The sequence below is a fragment of the Enterobacter oligotrophicus genome, assembly GCF_009176645.1.
Taxonomy (GTDB): Bacteria; Pseudomonadota; Gammaproteobacteria; order Enterobacterales; family Enterobacteriaceae; genus Enterobacter; species Enterobacter oligotrophicus.
In genome coordinates, this window is sequence record NZ_AP019007.1 from 1,137,256 (window position 1) to 1,155,887 (window position 18,632).

At 54.6% G+C, this 18,632-nt stretch carries 18 protein-coding genes; 9 read left to right on the forward strand and 9 right to left on the reverse strand.

The features are described from left to right. Positions 1-26: 26 nt before the first annotated feature. Positions 27-3,140, forward strand: a complete 3,114-nt coding sequence (gene acrD, locus EoCCA6_RS05400; protein WP_152081804.1) for a multidrug efflux RND transporter permease AcrD — start codon at positions 27-29, stop codon at positions 3,138-3,140. Between the two features lie 108 nt (positions 3,141-3,248). Here the strand turns inward: acrD and ypfM are convergent, their stop codons facing one another. After that, a complete protein-coding gene (gene ypfM, locus EoCCA6_RS05405) occupies positions 3,249-3,308 on the reverse strand; it encodes a protein YpfM (protein ID WP_015572204.1) in 60 nt (19 codons plus the stop codon). Between the two features lie 387 nt (positions 3,309-3,695). Here ypfM and EoCCA6_RS05410 point away from each other — a divergent pair, with 387 nt between their 5' ends. Genes EoCCA6_RS05410 through EoCCA6_RS05420 form a run of 3 tightly spaced genes read left to right on the forward strand, consistent with a single transcriptional unit; the run spans position 3,696 to position 5,407 of the window. After that, positions 3,696-4,046: an ArsC family reductase gene (locus EoCCA6_RS05410; protein WP_152081805.1), complete on the forward strand. Its 351-nt coding sequence runs from the start codon at positions 3,696-3,698 to the stop codon at positions 4,044-4,046. Between the two features lie 10 nt (positions 4,047-4,056). Beyond that, positions 4,057-5,184 (forward strand): succinyl-diaminopimelate desuccinylase, encoded by a 1,128-nt coding sequence (gene dapE, locus EoCCA6_RS05415; protein WP_152081806.1) that lies wholly within the window; start codon positions 4,057-4,059, stop codon positions 5,182-5,184. Between the two features lie 25 nt (positions 5,185-5,209). Beyond that, the gene (locus EoCCA6_RS05420) at positions 5,210-5,407 is read left to right on the forward strand and encodes a YpfN family protein (protein ID WP_152081807.1); all 198 of its coding nucleotides are present in this window, start codon (positions 5,210-5,212) and stop codon (positions 5,405-5,407) included. Positions 5,408-5,445: 38 nt separating this feature from the next. Here EoCCA6_RS05420 and ypfH read toward each other — a convergent pair whose 3' ends face one another. The 6 genes from ypfH to dapA all read right to left on the reverse strand — a co-directional run bounded on the left by ypfH (position 5,446) and on the right by dapA (position 11,900). Further along, positions 5,446-6,141, reverse strand: a complete 696-nt coding sequence (gene ypfH / locus EoCCA6_RS05425) for an esterase (RefSeq protein ID WP_152081808.1) — start codon at positions 6,139-6,141, stop codon at positions 5,446-5,448. 72 nt (positions 6,142-6,213) lie between these two features. Beyond that, entirely contained in the window at positions 6,214-8,160 is a 1,947-nt protein-coding gene (locus tag EoCCA6_RS05430) for a tRNA(Met) cytidine acetyltransferase TmcA (protein ID WP_152084403.1), read from the reverse strand. After that, positions 8,160-9,029: a KPN_02809 family neutral zinc metallopeptidase gene (ypfJ, locus tag EoCCA6_RS05435; protein ID WP_152081809.1), complete on the reverse strand. Its 870-nt coding sequence runs from the start codon at positions 9,027-9,029 to the stop codon at positions 8,160-8,162. The genes EoCCA6_RS05430 and ypfJ overlap by 1 nt, the downstream gene beginning before the upstream one ends. A gap of 118 nt (positions 9,030-9,147) precedes the next feature. Beyond that, positions 9,148-9,861 carry a phosphoribosylaminoimidazolesuccinocarboxamide synthase gene (gene purC, locus EoCCA6_RS05440; protein ID WP_023332985.1) on the reverse strand — a complete coding sequence of 238 codons (714 nt, stop codon included), beginning with the start codon at positions 9,859-9,861 and terminating at the stop codon, positions 9,148-9,150. A 109-nt stretch (positions 9,862-9,970) separates the two neighbouring features. Then, the gene (gene bamC, locus EoCCA6_RS05445; RefSeq protein ID WP_152081810.1) at positions 9,971-11,005 is read right to left on the reverse strand and encodes an outer membrane protein assembly factor BamC; all 1,035 of its coding nucleotides are present in this window, start codon (positions 11,003-11,005) and stop codon (positions 9,971-9,973) included. 16 nt (positions 11,006-11,021) lie between these two features. Next, positions 11,022-11,900: a 4-hydroxy-tetrahydrodipicolinate synthase gene (dapA, locus tag EoCCA6_RS05450; RefSeq protein ID WP_152081811.1), complete on the reverse strand. Its 879-nt coding sequence runs from the start codon at positions 11,898-11,900 to the stop codon at positions 11,022-11,024. A gap of 145 nt (positions 11,901-12,045) precedes the next feature. Between dapA and EoCCA6_RS05455 the strand changes: the two genes are divergently transcribed. Beyond that, on the forward strand, positions 12,046-12,615 hold the full coding sequence (locus tag EoCCA6_RS05455) for a glycine cleavage system transcriptional repressor (RefSeq protein WP_152081812.1): 570 nt from the start codon (positions 12,046-12,048) through the stop codon (positions 12,613-12,615). Further along, the gene (gene bcp / locus EoCCA6_RS05460) at positions 12,615-13,085 is read left to right on the forward strand and encodes a thioredoxin-dependent thiol peroxidase (RefSeq protein WP_022648972.1); all 471 of its coding nucleotides are present in this window, start codon (positions 12,615-12,617) and stop codon (positions 13,083-13,085) included. Before EoCCA6_RS05455 ends, bcp begins: the two co-directional genes overlap by 1 nt. A gap of 139 nt (positions 13,086-13,224) precedes the next feature. Here the strand turns inward: bcp and EoCCA6_RS05465 are convergent, their stop codons facing one another. Continuing rightward, positions 13,225-14,289, reverse strand: a complete 1,065-nt coding sequence (locus EoCCA6_RS05465) for an AI-2E family transporter (RefSeq protein ID WP_152081813.1) — start codon at positions 14,287-14,289, stop codon at positions 13,225-13,227. A gap of 220 nt (positions 14,290-14,509) precedes the next feature. Here EoCCA6_RS05465 and bepA point away from each other — a divergent pair, with 220 nt between their 5' ends. Beyond that, positions 14,510-15,973, forward strand: a complete 1,464-nt coding sequence (bepA, locus tag EoCCA6_RS05470) for a beta-barrel assembly-enhancing protease (protein WP_152081814.1) — start codon at positions 14,510-14,512, stop codon at positions 15,971-15,973. Between the two features lie 13 nt (positions 15,974-15,986). Then, complete coding sequence (gene arsC, locus EoCCA6_RS05475; protein ID WP_152081815.1) at positions 15,987-16,343, forward strand: arsenate reductase (glutaredoxin); 357 nt, start codon at positions 15,987-15,989, stop codon at positions 16,341-16,343. Here arsC and EoCCA6_RS05480 read toward each other — a convergent pair. After that, positions 16,340-17,164 carry an XRE family transcriptional regulator gene (locus EoCCA6_RS05480; RefSeq protein WP_152081816.1) on the reverse strand — a complete coding sequence of 275 codons (825 nt, stop codon included), beginning with the start codon at positions 17,162-17,164 and terminating at the stop codon, positions 16,340-16,342. The two genes, arsC and EoCCA6_RS05480, sit on opposite strands and share 4 nt — an antisense overlap. A 145-nt stretch (positions 17,165-17,309) precedes the next feature. On the opposite strand from EoCCA6_RS05480, the gene celB reads away from it, so the two are divergent. Continuing rightward, positions 17,310-18,629, forward strand: a complete 1,320-nt coding sequence (celB, locus tag EoCCA6_RS05485) for a PTS cellobiose transporter subunit IIC (protein ID WP_152081817.1) — start codon at positions 17,310-17,312, stop codon at positions 18,627-18,629. The last annotated feature ends 3 nt before the right edge of the window (positions 18,630-18,632 follow it).

The following is an 18,632-nucleotide window of genomic DNA, read 5'->3' on the forward strand; positions in this document are numbered from 1 at the left end:
GTGCAGCAAAACGAGGTCACCTTTTCATGGCGAATTTTTTCATCGATCGCCCCATTTTTGCCTGGGTACTTGCCATCCTGTTGTGTCTGACAGGTGTCCTGGCCATTACTTCACTTCCTGTTGAGCAATACCCCGATCTGGCACCGCCCAACGTGCGTGTTACGGCTAACTACCCTGGCGCTTCGGCACAAACGCTGGAAAATACCGTCACGCAGGTCATCGAGCAGAACATGACGGGCCTCGATAACCTGATGTATATGTCCTCACAGAGTAGCGCGACCGGCCAGGCGACGGTCACCCTGAGTTTTACGGCAGGTACGGACCCGGATGAAGCAGTACAGCAGGTACAAAACCAGCTGCAGTCAGCCCTGCGTAAGCTGCCTCAGGCTGTGCAAAACCAGGGCGTCACCGTGCGTAAAACCGGTGATACCAATATTTTAACCATTGCGTTTGTCTCCACCGATGGCTCGATGGATAAACAGGATATTGCCGACTACGTGGCGAGTAATATCCAGGACCCGCTCAGCCGTATTAACGGCGTGGGGGATATCGATGCCTATGGCTCACAATATTCCATGCGCATCTGGCTGAACCCTGACAAGCTCAACAGCGTGCAGATGACGGCGAAAGATGTTACCGATGCCATCGAATCGCAGAACGCCCAGATTGCCGTGGGTCAGCTGGGCGGTACGCCATCCGTGGATAACCAGGCGCTGAACGCCACCATTAATTCGCAGTCACTGCTCCAGACGCCTGAACAGTTCCGCAATATTACCCTGCGGGTCAATCAGGACGGTTCTGAAGTACGCCTGGGCGATGTCGCCACCGTGGAGATGGGAGCGGAAAAATATGACTACCTGAGCCGCTTTAACGGTAATCAGGCATCCGGTTTAGGGGTCAAACTGGCCTCCGGTGCGAATGAAATGGCAACGGCAGAGCTGGTCATCGATCGTCTTGATGAGCTATCGCACTTTTTCCCGCACGGGCTGGAATATAAAGTCGCCTACGAGACCACCTCCTTCGTCAAAGCCTCTATTGAAGATGTGGTGAAAACCCTGCTCGAAGCCATCGCGCTGGTGTTCCTGGTGATGTACCTGTTCCTGCAAAACTTCCGCGCCACGCTTATTCCAACGATTGCGGTGCCAGTGGTGCTGCTCGGCACCTTCGCGGTGCTTTACGCTTTTGGTTACAGTATCAATACCTTAACCATGTTTGCGATGGTGCTGGCGATCGGCCTGCTGGTGGATGATGCCATCGTGGTGGTGGAAAACGTTGAGCGCATCATGAGCGAGGAAGGCCTTTCACCGCGTGAAGCTACGCGGAAATCGATGGGGCAAATTCAGGGCGCGCTGGTCGGTATCGCGATGGTGCTCTCAGCGGTGTTTATCCCGATGGCCTTCTTTGGCGGGACGACCGGCGCGATCTACCGCCAGTTCTCTATCACTATCGTCTCCGCGATGGTGCTCTCGGTGCTGGTGGCGATGATCCTCACCCCTGCCCTCTGCGCCACGCTGCTCAAACCGTTGCATAAAGGTGAGCATCACGGTCAGAAAGGCTTTTTCGGCTGGTTTAACCGCATGTTTAACCGTAATGCGGCGCGCTATGAAGCGGGCGTGGGCAGGATATTGCACCGCAGCGTGCGCTGGATGGTGGTCTACGTCCTGCTGCTCGGCGGCATGGTGTTCCTGTTCCTGCGCCTGCCGACCTCCTTCCTGCCGCTGGAAGACCGCGGCATGTTTATCACCTCCGTTCAGTTGCCGAGCGGCTCCACGCAGCAGCAAACGCTGAAGGTGGTGCAAAAGGTTGAGAACTACTTCCAGACTAAAGAGAAAGATAACGTTGTGTCCGTCTTTTCCACCGTCGGCTCTGGCCCTGGCGGTAACGGGCAGAACGTGGCACGTATGTTTGTGCGTCTGAAAGACTGGGATCAACGCGACAGCGATACAGGCTCCTCGTTTGCTATTATCGAACGGGCGACCAAAGCCTTCAGCCACATCAAAGAGGCGCGCGTTTTCGCCAGCAGCCCTCCCGCTATCAGCGGTCTTGGCAGTTCGGCAGGGTTTGATATGGAACTGCAGGATCACGCGGGTGCCGGGCATGACGCGTTAATGGCTGCGCGTGACAAACTGCTCGATCTGGCGGGTAAAGATCCGCAGCTGACCCGCGTTCGTCATAACGGTCTGGACGACAGCCCGCAGCTGCAGGTGGATATCGATCAGCGTAAAGCGCAGGCGCTTGGCGTATCGATAGACGACATTAACGACACGCTGCAAACGGCGTGGGGCTCCAGCTATGTGAACGACTTTATGGATCGCGGCCGCGTGAAAAAAGTCTACGTTCAGTCTGCCGCGAAATACCGCATGCTGCCGGACGACATTAACCGCTGGTATGTACGTAACAATACAGGCGGCATGGTGCCGTTCTCCGCCTTTGCCACCTCGCGCTGGGAAACGGGCTCACCGCGCCTGGAACGCTACAACGGCTACTCCGCGCTGGAGATCGTGGGTGAAGCCGCGCCGGGCGTCAGTACCGGTACGGCGATGGATATCATGGAACAACTGGTGCAGCAGTTGCCAACCGGGTTTGGCCTGGAGTGGACGGCCATGTCCTACCAGGAACGTCTCTCCGGTGCGCAAGCCCCTGCGCTCTATGCGCTTTCGCTGCTGGTGGTGTTCCTTTGCCTGGCAGCACTGTATGAAAGCTGGTCGGTGCCGTTCTCGGTCATGCTGGTAGTACCGCTCGGGGTCATTGGTGCGCTGCTGGCGACCTGGATGCGCGGTCTGGAGAACGATGTTTACTTCCAGGTGGGTCTACTCACCGTCATCGGTTTGTCGGCGAAAAACGCCATTCTGATTGTTGAATTTGCCAATGAGATGAACGCCAAAGGCCATGACCTGATGGCCGCGACGCTGCACGCCTGTCGCCAGCGCTTACGTCCGATCCTGATGACCTCTCTGGCGTTTGTCTTTGGTGTATTACCGATGGCAACCAGTTCTGGCGCAGGCTCCAGCAGCCAGCATGCGGTTGGTACGGGCGTTATGGGTGGCATGATTTCAGCAACGATTCTGGCGATCTATTTCGTTCCGTTATTCTTCGTGCTGGTGCGCCGCCGTTTCCCGCTTAAAGAGCGGCCTGAATAGTGTGGTGAAATAAAAAAGGCGGCTCTCAGGGCCGCCTTTTTATTGTGTGATGAGTTCACACTATGGTTATTTTACTTATTTAAGTGCTCTTGCAATTCTTACTGAATGTCATTTACGAAGCATGCCTTCGATAAAATCTTTCCAGTTCCCCAGTTCGCGTTCAATCATAACAACCTCTCTTATTATTATGCATATTCTACGGAAACGTATCATCATTGTGAAGACTATTTAGCCAATTACTGTGATTACACCCCGCATCTGAAAAGGATTTGAGACAACTATGAGCGCAGCCTCTTAAATTTTATGTGACGGACAGCAATATTTTGAAATAACCATACAGGCAGGTGACTTTAATTTTACCTGCTGACTTTATTAGAAATTTAATCTTTGTGGACAACTATGCTTAAATGATGAAAAAATATTCAGCTTACAGTTGTGCGTTCAATTAAGGAGAATTGTAAGTCCAGTGATATCATTCCTGTGTTATATTTCGCTTAAGGATATATCTTCGAAATAATTGAACATTCACCCGTCAAAAGAACAAAAGGATTCACCATGGTAGTGATGTACGGTATTAAAAATTGCGACACCATCAAAAAAGCGCGCCGCTGGCTGGAAGCCAACGATGTGGCATACCGCTTTCACGATTACCGTGTCGATGGTCTTGATGCGGCATTTTTGCATACGGCGATCAAGGAGCTGGGCTGGGAAGCCTTGCTGAATACCCGCGGCACCACCTGGCGAAAACTGGATGAGTCGCTGCGCGCGACGATCAACGATGCCGATAGTGCGGCAAAACTGATGCTTGAAATGCCAGCAATTATCAAACGCCCATTGCTCTGCAAGCCAGGGCAGCCTATGCTGCTGGGTTTTAGTGAAACCGTTTATTCAGACTTTTTTCGTTGAGGTGTAGTCTATGTCATGCCCGGTCATTGAGCTGACTCAGCAGCTTATTCGCCGTCCTTCTCTTAGCCCGGACGATGCAGGTTGTCAGGCATTAATGATTGAGCGCTTGCGTGCCATTGGTTTTACCGTTGAACCAATGGATTTTGGCGACACACAGAACTTCTGGGCATGGCGCGGTCAGGGCGAAACGCTGGCGTTTGCCGGACATACCGATGTGGTTCCGGCTGGCGATGCAGACCGCTGGATCAACCCACCGTTCGAACCCACCATCCGTGACGGCATGCTGTTTGGCCGCGGTGCGGCAGACATGAAAGGCTCACTGGCGGCGATGGTGGTGGCGGCGGAGCGTTTCGTTGCCCAACATCCGAACCATAAAAACCGTCTCGCGTTCCTGATCACCTCCGATGAAGAAGCCAGCGCGCACAATGGCACCGTGAAAGTGGTTGAGACGCTGATGGCGCGTAACGAGCGTCTGGACTACTGCCTGGTGGGTGAGCCGTCGAGTACCGAAATCGTCGGTGATGTGGTGAAAAACGGTCGTCGTGGGTCGCTTACCTGCAACCTGACCATTCACGGCGTTCAGGGACACGTCGCGTATCCGCATCTCGCCGACAACCCGGTTCATCGTGCAGCCCCCATGCTGAACGAACTGGTGGCTATTGAGTGGGACAAGGGCAACGAGTTCTTCCCGCCTACCAGCATGCAGATTGCTAACGTGAAGGCCGGTACGGGCAGCAACAATGTGATCCCTGGTGATATCTTCGTGCAGTTCAACTTCCGCTTTAGCACTGAACTGACTGACGAGATGATCAAAGCACGCGTGATTGCGCTGCTGGAAAAATATGAACTGCGCTACACCATTGACTGGTGGCTTTCCGGCCAGCCGTTCCTGACGCAGCGCGGAAAACTGGTGGATGCGGTGGTGAACGCTATCGCACACTATAATGAAATTAAGCCACAACTGCTGACAACGGGTGGCACGTCAGACGGGCGCTTTATTGCCCGCATGGGTGCGCAGGTTGTCGAACTGGGTCCGGTTAACGCCACTATTCACAAAATCAATGAGTGTGTGAATGCGGCAGATTTGCAACTGCTGGCCCGTATGTATCAACGTATTATGGAGCAACTCGTCGCCTGACGAATGCTCTGAGAAGGAATAGCGAATGGACTGGCTGGCTAAATACTGGTGGATTCTGGTGCTGGTGTTTCTGGTAGGCGTGCTGCTTAACGTGATTAAAGATCTTAAGCGCGTTGACCACAAAAAATTTCTCGCTAACAAGCCGGATCTCCCACCACATCGTGATTTTAACGATAAATGGGATGATGACGACGACTGGACGAAGAAAGACCAGAAGAAGTAAATTTATTACCCCTTCCCCGCTCGGGAGAGGGGTAATATTCACATAAACTCTACAATATCATCGTCATTCGGCTTACCGCCGCTGAGCGCTTCATCAAAGTAGTGCTTCGGCACGGTATAGCGTAAATGGTCGAGCGCGAACTGCATGCTGCGATCGTCAATGGCATGCCCCAGATCGTCCACGATGTCCAGCGTGACATCCCCGCCTTCACGGATCAGCGCTTCCTGGGCAGCCACCGCATGCGAAAGCTCAATCACCCGATCTTCACCACCGTGGATCAGATGAATGGTGGTCTGCGTCGTGGCACTTTGCGGTAACGTGGCAAAGCGACCGTTAAAGGCAATCACGCGGGATACGAGGCCAGGCTGCGCTTTTACGCTCTCCAGCGACATAATCGATCCTTGCGAGAAGCCAATCAGCGCCGTGGCATCTGCACCAACGCCGCTTTTCTGCTGCCAGTAGCGTACCGTTTCGATAAATACGGGCATGATGGCATCAATACGCGCCTGACGGTTCTCTTCCGTCACGCCCTGGACAGAGAACCACTGCCGTCCGTCAGGACCGCACGGCTCCACGCCGCCGATACTGACAATCAGCGCGTCCGGAAACACCGGCGCAAACCAGCTGCCAATCTGCCCCATGTTGACGGCGTTATCACCCACGCCATGAAACAGAAGCAGTAACTGTTTTGCCGGTTTGTCAGGGCTTTGAACAACAAAATGGTCATGTTTCATGGCGGTCTCCTTAATTGATGGTTGGATTTTACGCCTCCGGGGGGTAATGACCATGCCACTTTACTGAAGAAGTCATTGAAAAAATTGCCATTGCAAAATGTTGTCTTTCAACTGCTGGCAGCGCTGTTCATCAAGACTTTCAAGCGCATGTGCCGTTTCATTGCGTAGCTTAGCCAACAGAGATTTTCGACCGACGCTATCCGTTTTACCCGCCATTTTTCCGCGCAAAGCCGGGAGCGGCATGTCTACGGTTAACAGCAGGCGGGTTAACGCGGCAACGGAAGTCGAAAACGCCCGATGAGCGAAGGCAAACCCGGCCAGCTCCAGCCAGTCGTCATTATTAAGGGTAGCTTCCCAGCCATCTTCCACCGGGATCTTTTCACCATTCCATGACGATAATACCCGCGCATCGCGGCACAGACGCTGCTCCTCCTGCTCACACAACTGACGCCCCGCCTCGCTCAGCGGCAGTAACGCCATCGCGGTATAGCAGCCGCTGCTGGCTTCGCGATGGCTACCCATCCGCACCAGCGCAAACCCGCACTGCTGCCAGAAACGCCAAAGCTCATCGGTATAGCCGAAACTCACCGAGAGATAATCCTGACCACCCGCATGGTGAATCAGTGCCTGGCCGATACCTTCCCGCTGGCGATGGGGATGAACCGCAATGCGGGTCACTCGTCGCCCTTTGAGCGTCGCCGCCAGAGGCGAACCGCCGTGTGCCGCCAGAGACTGCGCCACCAGGTTACCGCGCGGACGCCGAAAGCCTGCCCATACCGCACGGCTAAGTTCCGGGATTAACCCGCCCTCGTCCACCAGCCAGAGCGCGCCCGCGATAGCGGAACCGGTTTGTGCGACAGAAAAGTGCTGGCCGGGAGCGTCCATCATACGGCGTAAATCAAGCGGCGAGGTACGGTAGTGCGCAGCGCATAGCAGTTCATACACGTGTGCCACGAGCACGGGATTGCTCTCCCACGCCTGTGCCTCAAGAGAAGTAATACGCACATCACCTTCTGGTTTCTGGTCGAGAAGCGCATCGTCAAACAGCAACGCACTGGCGACAACCCGCTCAAGTGGACACCCGGCAGCCCAGCGAACTGGCGTTGATAAGCTATACCGCTGCAAATCGCTAAACCGGGCACAGAATTTAAGCAAGAATCCCCTTCCCGTCCCTTCGTAACCCTGAACGGTAGTCGTTAACAGCGTGCGGGGAAAACGCGTTACCAGCTTTTCCAGTAATGGGCCGGGGATAGCAGCCGCTTCATCGACAATTAGCCAGTCAGCCTGCACGGTAGAGGCCAGCAGCGCGTCCGGAGCCATAAAGTGATAGTTATCTCCGGCAAAGCGGGCAATCACGTCGGTTGCGCTTTTGGCTGGAGCCGTAACGACGGCACTGCCCTGAATGCTGCTGAGTAACATCCCCGCCATCGCGGACTTTCCGCGCCCGCGCGCCGCCGTAACGGCCACGACGCCGCTCTGCATGGTCTGAAGCACATTCAGGATTTCAGCCTGCTCACGCTGCGGCGCGCCGCTGGCAGGCTGCCAGTCAGGCGCATCAGGGAGGGGGGGGAACGATAGAGGCAGGTTCTGCTGCCACAAAATCACGTCAGGATCGGCAGCAATCGTCCGGCAAAAATGGTTTACAAAATGCGGGGTGGCAATCAGTTCTGGAGTGTCGCTCCAGCGCAGGGAATCACTGTCGGGTTTTTCCGGCCAGACGGCGAGCGGCGGAACCAGCAGCACCAGAAGGCTTCCGGCGCGCAACGTTCCGCTGAGTGCGGCAAAGGCCGAAACATCAAACCCGCTGCGGGCGTCAAAAATAGCATGCAGGAATTCACGCCCCAGCAGACCACTGATAGCTTTAGAGGCGTTATCTTCCAGCCACAACCAGTCGCCAGGCAAGGCATCACGCAGGGCAGATGCCTGCGCGCATACCCACTGTTCATCGCCACTAAGAACAACCAGCCGACGATGGCCCTGACGCGTAAGCTGGCCGATCAGATTTTCAAACGGCAACATCACATGGCTTTGCCGAAGGTATTACATTGCGCCGGGTCGCCGCTGTCGAAGCCGCGTTTGAACCAGCTGTAACGTTGTTCAGACGTACCGTGTGTGAAGCTGTCCGGCACCACCCGCCCCTGGCTCTGCTGCTGAAGACGGTCATCACCGATGGCCTGTGCCGCATTCAACGCCTCTTCCAGGTCGCCCGCTTCGAGCACGCCCTGCTGCTGCATACTTTTCCCCCAGACACCGGCGAAGCAGTCCGCCTGAAGCTCCATACGCACGGACAGACGGTTCACTTCCGCCTGAGACGCATTTTGCTGAAGCTGACGCACTTTAGGCTCAATGCCGAGCAGTTTTTGAACGTGGTGCCCGACTTCATGCGCAATGACGTAGCCCTGGGCAAAATCGCCGTCGGCACCGAGCTTGCGTTTCATGTCATCGTAGAAGGAGAGATCGATATAAACGGTACTGTCAGCCGGGCAGTAGAACGGCCCCATAACGGATTGTCCGGTGCCGCAGCCGGTGCGCGTTGCGCCACGGTACATTACCAGTTTCGGCTGCTGATAGGTCCGCCCCATTTTTTCGAACTGCTGGCTCCAGGTATCTTCGGTCGTTGCCAGAATAACGGAGGTAAACTTAGCGGCTTCATCTTCATTCGGGCTGATAGAGCGCTGGGATTGTGGCTGTTGCTGAAGAGGCTCCCCGGTCATCAGGCCGGTCAAATCGACACCATAATAACCTGCCACCAGCACGACGATGAGCAGAACAATTCCCCCCTTTCCACTGGGTAAACGAAACCCTGGGCCGCCCATTGACGGGCCACCGCCGCCACTGTTGCGCCTGTCTTCTACATTGTCACTTTCACGACGCCCTTGCCAGCGCATAACCACCTCGAACTATTCCATTATCAATAGCTATGATCGTAGGCGGTTAATGAGAGGATTACCATAGGAAACAAAGGTAAGACGCCAAAGGATGTGAACATCCTTTGGCAATTGAGGATCAGTCGAGCTTAACGCCTAAACGGTGAGCAACGGCTTCATATGCTTCAATCAGGCCACCCAGGCTCTGACGGAAACGGTCTTTGTCCATTTTATCCAGCGTTTCTTTATCCCACAGACGGCTGCCGTCCGGTGAGAACTCATCACCCAGCACCACTTCACCTTTAAACAGACCGAACTCCAGCTTGAAGTCGACCAGGATAAGACCCGCGTCATCAAACAGTTTTTTCAGTACGTCATTCGCTTTGTAGGTCAGTTCCTGCATACGCGCCAGATTCTCTTTGCTCACCCAGCCAAAGGTTTCACAGTAAGATTCATTGACCATCGGGTCATGCATGGCGTCGTTTTTCAGGAACAGGTCGAACAATGGTGGATTCAGCTCGATACCTTCTTCGATGCCAAGACGCTTCACCAGGGAGCCCGCGGCACGGTTACGAATAACACATTCGACCGGCACCATATCCAGTTTTTTCACCAGACATTCCGTGTCGGACAGTAACGCTTCCATCTGGGTTGGAATACCCGCTTCGGCCAGTTTGGTCATAATGAAGTGGTTGAACTTGTTGTTCACCATGCCTTTACGATCGAACTGCTCAATGCGTGCGCCATCCCCTGCTGACGTATCATTGCGGAATTCGAGCACCAACAGATCCGGGTTTTCGGTGCTGTATACGGTCTTCGCTTTGCCACGATACAACTCAGCTTGCTTCTGCATCTTCATTACTCCTGGTGTGATGATTTGTATTCAAAACTGGGGATATTATGCCACGCACACGTTTGCGTAGCACGAAAATAAAAAGGGCTGGATTCACCAGCCCTCGTATTTATTTGCTGAATGCAGCCTGGAAGACCGCGACCAGCGCATCGTTCTGCGACTGGGTCAGCGTGTGGCCTTTCGGATCGATAAACTGCAGGCTACTGCGGTTATCGAGGTCACCGACCTGAATTTTATAATCGCCGGAGGCCAGTTGCGGATCGCGTGCCCCCAGTTCCTGCCAGGCGCTGTCGGACAGCGGCTTGTACGTTGCCGTGATGCTACCCGTTGAACGCGTGCTGTCGGTTACTTTCATGCCCACTTTTTCAAGCGTCGCTGGCAGGCGTTGCCAGGTCTGGTTAAATGGCGCACGAACCACCAGCATTGGCAGACCCGTGTCATCGGCGGCGCTCTGAACGTCGAACGTAACACCGTTGCGGCTCTGCGCTGCGTTAGCGGCGTCGGTGGCGTTCTTATCCAGTCCCGCGGCAATCACGTTCAACATTTCGGTGCTGTAGCGCTGCATGGAGGCTGGATCGGCAACCGGCTTACCCGCCTGCTCCAGATTCAACAGCTTAACGGTAACCGCCTGCTGATAACCCTGTGGTTTAACGGAGACTTGATAACGACCACGGTACTGCTGATCTTCATCCAGACGGCTCCATTCAATCCAGTCTGTGGTTAAGGTCTGGCTGGCGTCATCGCGTTTATCAATCGTGTAGTTCTTCGCCTGAATCACGCTGACCACCTGCGGCCACAGTGTCGTTCCGCGCGCACTTTCAACCAGCAGGGACGCTGTATCGCCGGTAAACTGGGTACGCGCCCCGCTCACCAGGGCCAGCGGCTGTGCTGGCGGACGAATATCGAGCGCTTTACCCACCTGACCGCTACCATTGGTCACAGGGATATTATAATCGCCGTTCTGAATCGGCAGGATCATACCGGCAGGTGCGTGAAGTTCAGCAAGCGGCGCTGCATCCAGATAGGATTCATCACCGCTCACCTGGCGCTTGTAGCGCGAATCTGAACTACAGGCGGCGAGCAGCATAACAAGCGAAACACCCGCAACCTTCACCAGGCGCGACTTCTGTACTGAATAAGCCATCAAATCTCCCTAAACTTTACAGCAAACCGGCATGCTTCAGCGCTGCCCTGACGATTTCACGACCGTGGTCGGTAATCGGTGTCATTGGCAGACGCAGCGTATCGGTCGCTACAAGTCCCAACTCCTTACAGGCCCATTTCACTGGGATCGGATTGGGTTCGACAAATAATTTATTGTGCAGCGGCATCAGACGCTGATTAACCACGCGAGCGTCATCAAAGTGACCGGCCGCCGCCAGTTTGCACATTTCTGCCATATCGCGAGCCGCAACGTTCGCCGTTACGGAAATCACGCCATGACCACCGAGCTGCATAAAGTCCAGCGCGGTCGCATCATCACCGCTCAGCAGGATAAAGTCGTCTGAAACCAGCTCTTTGATCTGATGAACGCGGCTTAAGTTCCCTGTCGCCTCTTTAATCCCGATAATATTTTTTACTTTCGAGAGACGACCAACGGTTTCCGGCAGCATATCGCAACCGGTACGGGACGGCACATTATACAGAATTTGTGGCAAGTCAGTATGTTCCGCGATGGCTTTGAAATGCTGGAACAAACCTTCCTGAGTGGGACGATTGTAGTAAGGCGTGACGGTCAGACAGCCGACGATGCCGCTGTCGTTGAAACGTTTGGTCAGGCTGATAGCTTCTGCGGTTGCATTAGCGCCCGTGCCTGCGATGACCGGGATACGCCCGTCAGCCAGTTCAAGGGTCAGCATAACCACATCGCCGTGCTCTTCGTGGCTCAGCGTTGCAGATTCACCGGTAGTCCCTACCGAAACGATCGCCGAGGTTCCATTGGCGACATGGTAATCAATCAGCTTCTTCATGCTGGAGCGGCAGACATTACCTTTTTCATCCATCGGTGTAACAAGCGCGACAATACTTCCCGTGAACATGAGCCATCCTCTGTGCGAACAAGAGTCTCAATGGTACGTTTGGAACTGTAATAAAAGCAAGCGACCTGAGGGCCTCAGGCGGTTGTATGCACGTTTTTTTTATGCTTTCCTTAGGAAGACTTAACCAAGCAAAGGAAGAACAGGTTTGACAACCTCATCACAACATTACCTGGTTATCACTGCGCTGGGTGCTGACAGGCCGGGTATCGTGAACACCATCACCCGACACGTAAGCAGCTGCGGCTGTAATATCGAAGACAGCCGTCTGGCTATGCTTGGCGAAGAGTTCACGTTTATTATGCTGTTGTCCGGGACATGGAATGCCATCACGCTGATTGAATCCACCCTGCCACTGAAAGGCGCGGAGCTGGATTTGCTGATTGTGATGAAACGCACCACTGCACGTCCGCGTCCGGCGCTGCCTTCCACCGTCTGGGTGCAGGTTGAAGTGCCTGATTCACCGCATCTGATTGAGCGTTTTACCGCGTTGTTTGACAGCCATCAGATGAATATTGCCGAACTGGTTTCCCGTACACAGCCGGGTGATGAGAACGCCATTCCCACGCTGTTTATTCAGATTACTGCGCACAGCCCTGCCTCGCAGGATGCGTCAAATATCGAGCAAGCGTTTAAAGCCCTCTGTACAGAATTACACGCGCAAGGCAGTATAAGCGTCGTCAATTATTCGCAGCATGAACAGGATGGAGTTGAGTAATGAATCCACTGAAAGCCGGTGATATCGCACCGAAATTTAGCTTACCGGATCAAGACGGCGAGCAAGTAAATTTGACCGACTTCCAGGGACAGCGTGTTCTGGTCTATTTCTACCCGAAAGCCATGACGCCAGGCTGTACCGTACAGGCCTGCGGTCTACGCGACAACATGGACGAGTTGAAAAAAGTCGGCGTGGAAGTGCTGGGTATCAGCACAGATAAACCAGAAAAGCTGTCACGATTTGCTGAAAAAGAGCTGCTGAACTTCACGCTGCTTTCTGATGAAGACCACCAGGTCTGCGAGCAGTTTGGCGTCTGGGGCGAGAAGTCCTTTATGGGCAAAACTTACGACGGCATTCACCGCATCAGCTTCCTGATTGACGCTGACGGTAAAGTTGAACATGTGTTTGATGACTTCAAAACCAGCAACCACCACGATGTGGTGCTGAACTGGCTGAAACAAAGTGCCTGAAAGTGAGTGTCGGGTGGCGGCTTCGTCTTACCCGACCTACACGGTAAATGCAAAACGGTAGCTCATGCTACCGTTTTTAGTATTTGCTCCCTCTCCCTGTGGGAGAGGGTCGGGGTGAGGGCGTCAGCCCGCACAAAAACTACTTCTCTTCCACCGCAGGCACATCCGGCCACGCGTGGACCACGGCTTTAATCAGCGTTGCCAGCGGAATGGCAAAGAACACGCCCCAGAATCCCCACAGCCCGCCAAAAATCACCACTGACAGAATAATCACCAGCGGATGCAGATTCACCGCTTCAGAGAACAGCACCGGCACCAGCAGGTTACCGTCCAGCCCCTGAATAATCAGGTACACGGCGAAGCAGCTCCAGAACTCGGTGCCCAACCCGAACTGGAACAGCGCGACGCCGACAACCGGGATGGTCACCACAAACGCGCCGATATAAGGAATAAGAACGGAAAATCCTACCAGCACCGCCAGCAGTAACGAATAGTTCAGACCGAAGATCAGGAAGCCGATCCAGGTTGCCACGCCCACGACAATCATCTCCAGCACTTTGCCGCGGATATAGTTGGTGATCTGCTGGTTCATCTCCTGCCAGACCTGCCCGGCCAGACCACGGTTACGCGGCAGAACACGGCGAACAGCATTCAACATCTGCTCTTTATCTTTCACCAGGAAGAAAACCATTAACGGCACGAGCACAAGGTAAACCGCCAGCGTCAGCAGACCGACCAGCGAGGCCAGAGAATACTTCACCACCGAATCGCCCATCGTCATAATGCGGGCGCGCATGTTTTCAGCCATCGCATCAATAATCCCGGCATCCATCAGCGCAGGATAGCGACGCGGCAGCGTGGCGGCGAAATCAGAGAATTTGTTCAGCATGCCAGGCATATCGCGGATCAGGTAGATCCCCTGCTGCCAGGCGACAGGCATCACGACAAACGCCATGAGTAGCAAGATACCCACAAACAGCACCAGCACAATACTGGTCGCCCAGCGGCGGGAACAGCCGATTTTTTCCAGCCGCGCCGTTGGCCATTCCAGCAGGTACGCCAGTACAATCGCGACCAGCAGCGGTGCCAGCAGGCCGCTAAAGAAAAACAGAATACCGAACCCGGCAACCAGAATGACCAACAAAGCAATGGCCTCCGGGTCGCTAAACCGACGCCGATACCACTGCATTAACATTTCGAGCATACAACCCTTCCCTGAATCGGATGGCGGGAGTGAGACGGTGAATTGTATCTAACTGTCACAAAAAAGACTTTCCTTTTTGTATCACTGTAACGATTCGCAAAACGCAGATGAATGGGATTTTCTTCATGCCTTAACACGGCTACACTCGCAGGGCAGTGGAGATGAACGATATGCGGGTTCATCGGTCAAATTAGCACATCCAAAATACAGGACAGTGGTTATGTTCAGGCAGTTGAGAAAAACACTGGTTGCGACACTTATCGCCGCGCTGACGGTTGGTCAGGCAGTACCCGCTTTCGCTGACTCAGCCGATTCATTGCCGGATATGGGCACCACAGCAGGAAGCACGCTCTCCATTGGCCAGGAGATGCAGATGGGTGATTACTATGTTCGCCAGTTGCGTGGCAGCGCCCCCTTAATTAATGACCCGCTGCTGGTGCAGTACATTAACGGTCTGGGCATGCGGCTTGTCGCACACGCCAATTCGGTGAAAACGCCGTTCCATTTCTATTTAATCAATAACGACGAAATCAACGCCTTCGCCTTCTTTGGCGGGAACGTGGTGTTGCACTCGGCGTTATTCCGCTACTCCGATAACGAAAGCCAGCTGGCGTCTGTCATGGCGCACGAAATTTCGCACGTGACCCAGCGCCATCTGGCGCGCGCGATGGAAGATCAGAAACGGAACGCCCCGCTGACCTGGGTCGGCGCGTTAGGCTCCATTCTGCTGGCGATGGCAAGCCCGCAGGCCGGTATGGCGGCGCTCACCGGCACGCTGGCGGGAACGCGTCAGGGGATGATCAGCTTTACCCAGCAGAACGAGCAGGAAGCGGACCGCATCGGGATTCAGGTCCTGCAGCGTTCGGGCTTTGACCCGCAGGCCATGCCGAGCTTCCTGGAAAAACTGCTCGACCAGGCACGTTACTCGTCGCGCCCGCCAGAAATTCTGCTGACCCACCCGTTGCCGGAAAGCCGCCTCTCTGACGCGCGTAACCGCGCCAACCAGATGCGCCCTGTCGTCGTGCAATCCTCGCAGGATTTCTACATGGCAAAAGTCAGAACGCTTGGCATGTATAACTCCGGGCGTAACCAGCTCACCAGCGACCTGCTGGAGGCGCTGGCAAAAGGCAATGTGCGAGAGAAAAACGCCGCCCAGTATGGTCAGGCGTTGCAGGCGATGGAAGCCAGTAAATACGATGAGGCACGCAAAGCGCTACAGCCCCTGCTGGCAGCCGATCCTAATAATCCCTGGTATCTCGATCTGGCAACGGATATCGACCTCGGGCAGAAAAAAGCCACCGACGCCATTAACCGTCTGAAAGGCGCGAAAGATGTGCGAACTAATCCGGTGTTGCAGCTCAACCTGGCGAATGCTTACTTACAGGGTGGACAGGCGCAGGAAGCGGCGACCATTCTCAACCGCTACACCTTTAATAATAAAGACGATCAAAACGGCTGGGATCTGCTGGCGCAGGCGGAAGCCCAGCTCGGTAACCGCGATCAGGAGCTGGCCGCGCGTGCCGAAGGGTTCGCACTGGTCGGGCGTCTGGATCAGGCTATTTCGTTGCTGAGCAGCGCCAGCTCGCAGGTGAAACTCGGCAGCCTGCAACAGGCGCGCTACGATGCGCGTATCGATCAGCTACGCGGTCTGCAGCAGCGCTTCAAGCCGTACGAAAAGATGTAATAAAGGAGAAGTCATGACAGACGCGGTAAAAATTTACCATAACCCTCGCTGCTCGAAGAGCCGCGACACGCTCAGCCTGCTGAAGTCTAACGGCATCGATCCCGATGTGGTGCTGTATCTGGAAACACCACCGGACGCGAGGACGATTCACCAGTTGCTGCAGATGCTGGGGATGGGCAGTGCGAGAGAGCTGATGCGCCAGAAAGAAGATCTCTACACGTCGCTCAATCTTGATGACACGCACCTCTCTGAAGAGCAGCTAATTCAGGCAATGGTTGAGAATCCGAAGCTGATTGAGCGCCCGATCGTGGTGGCAAACGGCAAAGCGCGGATTGGCCGGCCACCGGAAGACGTACTCGAGATCCTCTAATCTTTACGCCGCAGCGCTTCCAGAAACGCCTGCGGCGTACTCTCCCCCAGCTTTTTCTGCGTTTTCCCGCGGTTGTAAAACTCACAGAGTTGAATTAACAGCTCTCCGGCAGCCTCAACATTCAGTCGCGGAATAATTTCGCGTAACGGTACCGCCACCTGGACTGCGCTGTTTTTTTGCGGATGTACTTTTACGGTGACGACCCGCTCTGGCAATGTCACTTCAAAACCAAAAGTCTCAATAGATTGTATATCAACCGGGCAGGCTTCAAGCAGCTCGCACGTCCAGCGGGTGAGCAACTGAGGCGATAAGCCCGCATAGAGCCGGGCATAGCACCAGCCGCTTACCGGCTCGCGCGCCCACAGCAGATGTTGCTCCCCGCCATCATCCATATGTAGCGACAAAGGCAAATGATGCAGCGCCAGCTGCTGCGGCATGACGCCTGCCTTCAGCGCTTTTTTCCCCTGCAGTGCTGCCCCTTTTTGAGCAGCAGACGCAGGTTTGAGGTAGCGGCTCAGAGTGGCGCGGGAAACGGCGATCCCCAGCCCGTCGTTGACCAGCAGCAGCAATTCATCCAGCGGTGCAGCGGTGGCATCACGCAGTGCATTCACCAGCACAACCTGCTCTTGTCTCAGCGCTTTGTGTATCACTTTTGGCGTCGTATGGTTATCTGAAACCTGTTCACGGTTGCGCCAGCGTCTGACGGTAGTTACGGAGATCCCCAGCTCAACGGCCAGCTCTCTGTCGCTTTTAGCAGACTGCTGGAGATAACGACGAATACGCGGTGTGGTGGTGGCATTGGCATGCAGTTTAATTTCCATCGCAGAGCCTTATGACTAATCTTATGAGATTTATATAACACAAGCGAATGCTTTGTGACCGATTTCACCTTTCGCTCGCCGCGCTTCACTGATAATCCACACACATAACATAAACAACGCCACTCAATCTTGTACGGAGTTCACAATGAACAATGTTCTGGGATTTCTTGAAGCAAAACTGATGCCGCTGGCGGCCAAAACGGCCCAGCAGCGTCATCTGGGTGCCATTCGTGGTGCCTACGTTTCATTCATGCCGTTTATCATCGTCGGCTCCATTCTGCTGGTGATCTCCTCGTTCCCGAACCAGACCTACCAGCAGTTTATGTCTCAGGCCTTTGGTCAAAGCTGGAGCGCTATTATCGAAATCCCGTTCAATGCGGTGTTCTCAACCATGTCGCTGTTTATCAGCTTCCTGGTGGCGTTTCGCCTGGCCGAGCATTATGGTGAAGACCGCATTTCATGCGGCATTCTGGCGCTGGTCACCTTTCTGATCCTGACGCCGTTTATCAAAGTGGCGGAAAACGGCGGCATTACCGTGATGCCGGTGGAGTGGATTGGCAGTAAAGGGCTGTTCGTGGCGATGATCGGCTCGCTGCTCTGGACGGAGTTATTCTGCTGGCTGAAGCGCAAAAATCTGGTTATCAAAATGCCGGATGGCGTGCCGCCAGCGGTACAGGAGTCCTTCGCCGCGCTGATCCCGGCGCTGCTGGTGATGATTCTGGTACTGGTTATCCGCATCATCTTTGAAAACACCCACTACAACACCATTCACCAGTTTATTTACGAGGTGGTTGCCACGCCGGTACGTCACTACGGCACTTCATACTTTGGTGCCCTGATGACGGTGTTCAGCATCACCATCCTGTGGTCAGTGGGCATTAACTCCGGTTCGATGATCAACGGCATTATTCGCCCGCTGTGGATGGAGAACCAGACCGATAACATCGCCGCTATTCAGGCCGGTACGACACCACCGCACATTATCACCGAACAGTTTTTTGACATGATCTGGATGGGTGGCGCGGGCGCTACGCTCTCGCTGGTGATTGCGATGCTGATTTTCGCGCGCAGTAAAAACATGCGCGAAGTGGCGAGGCTCGGCGCGGGGGCGTCGGTGTTTAATATCAACGAACCGATCCTGTTTGGCCTGCCGGTGATCATGAACCCGATCATGCTCATCCCGTTCAACCTGGTGCCGCTGGTGCTGGTCACCGTGCAGTATGCCGCAATGAAAATCGGCGCGGTTGCCGTCACCACCGGCGTCTTTATTCCCTGGACGCTGCCGCCGGTGATCAGCGGCTTTATCGTCACCGGGCATCTCAGCGGCAGCGTCATGCAGCTCATCAACCTGCTGATTGGTGCCATGCTGTATCTGCCTTTCATGCGTATCGTGGATAAACAGTACCGCGCCGCGGAAATTGCCACCGTTACGCAAACCGACACCACCCTTGCAAAACAGGAGTAAAGC